The following is a 1,121-nucleotide window of genomic DNA, read 5'->3' as shown; positions in this document are numbered from 1 at the left end:
GAAAGATAAAGAGGACTGACCCCATGCGCTTCAAACGCCCGACTGCCCATTATGGGAGCTCACCCGTCCCCGAGACGCCCTACCAGAAGGCCGGACAGGTCTGGGATGAGCGGATCGGCTCGGCCCGGGTCCAGGCAAAGAACTGGCGGCTGATGGCGCTGGGATGCCTGGCGCTGTCCTTTGCCACCTCCGGCGCCCTGATCTGGCGCAGCCTGCAATCAACCGTGACGCCTTACATCGTCGAAGTCGATGAAACCGGCGCGGCAAAGGCCATTGGCCCCGCGACCGAGCCCTACGCCCCAACAGACGCCCAGATCGCCCATCATCTGGCAGGCTTCATCAGTTCTGTCCGTAGCCTGTCGATTGATCCGGTGGTGGTCCGGGAGAACTGGCTCAAAGCCTACACTTTTGCCGGACCGGCCGCCGCCACGACACTTTCAGAATACGCCCGCGACAATGATCCGTTTGCCGCCATCGGCCGGCGGTCCCGCGCGGTCGAGGTCATCAGCATTGTCCGCGTCTCGGGTGACAGCTTCCAGGGCCGCTGGATCGAGAAGACCTATGAGGGCGGGGCGCTCACGGGGGCGAAACGGTTCACCGGCGTGTTCACTCTCGCGATCCAGCCGCCGCGGGACGCCGAAACCCTGCGTGCCAACCCCCTCGGCCTTTATGTCCGCGCGCTCAGCTGGAGCGAAGACCTTGTCACAGGAGACAGACCATGACCCGACTACTTCTCACCGCCTCGCTGGCCGCGCTCTCTGCCTGCGCGACCCCGCCCGCGCCTGAGCCGATGTTCGATCATGTCGGCTTCGTCGAGGCCCGTCCCACAGAAGACCCGAAACCCGAGCGCGTGAAAATCGTCGAGACGGCGGTCCCGCTGCCGCTGCCCGGTCAGCTCAAACCCCTTGACCCTGAGCCCGCAGAAAAGCCGGCACTGAGCCCGGAAGGGGCCATTGAGGCAGGCCGCGCCGACGCGGTGATCGAACCCTCCCCGGAGGGGTTCCTCAATGCCGTCCAGGTCTATCCTTATACGGAAGGGGCGCTCTACCGCCTCTATGCGAGCCCCGGCCAGGTGACTGACATCGCGCTCCAGCCCGGCGAAACCCTGGTCTCGGTGTCAG

At 65.3% G+C, this 1,121-nt stretch carries 1 protein-coding gene and 1 pseudogene; both read left to right on the top strand.

The window, feature by feature from the left end; all coding sequences use genetic code 11:
- Window positions 1-23 precede the first annotated feature (23 nt).
- Entirely contained in the window at window positions 24-722 is a 699-nt protein-coding gene (trbF, locus tag C0456_RS20770) for a conjugal transfer protein TrbF (protein ID WP_291056679.1), read from the top strand.
- Window positions 719-1,121 (top strand): annotated as a pseudogene (locus tag C0456_RS20765) (P-type conjugative transfer protein TrbG); the annotation flags it as partial. The gene trbF and the pseudogene C0456_RS20765, both read left to right, overlap by 4 nt.

Source organism: Hyphomonas sp. (assembly GCF_013823385.1).
In the GTDB taxonomy this organism is placed as follows: Bacteria; Pseudomonadota; Alphaproteobacteria; order Caulobacterales; family Hyphomonadaceae; genus Hyphomonas.
Note: the sequence above shows the minus strand (reverse complement) of the source record. Positions and strands in the feature narration are given on the sequence as shown.

What these genes read in the sequence shown, in the direction of transcription:
- trbF (WP_291056679.1), top strand. Translation starts at nt 24, where the DNA reads ATGCGCTTCAAACGCCCGACTGCCCATTATGGGAGCTCACCCGTCCCC.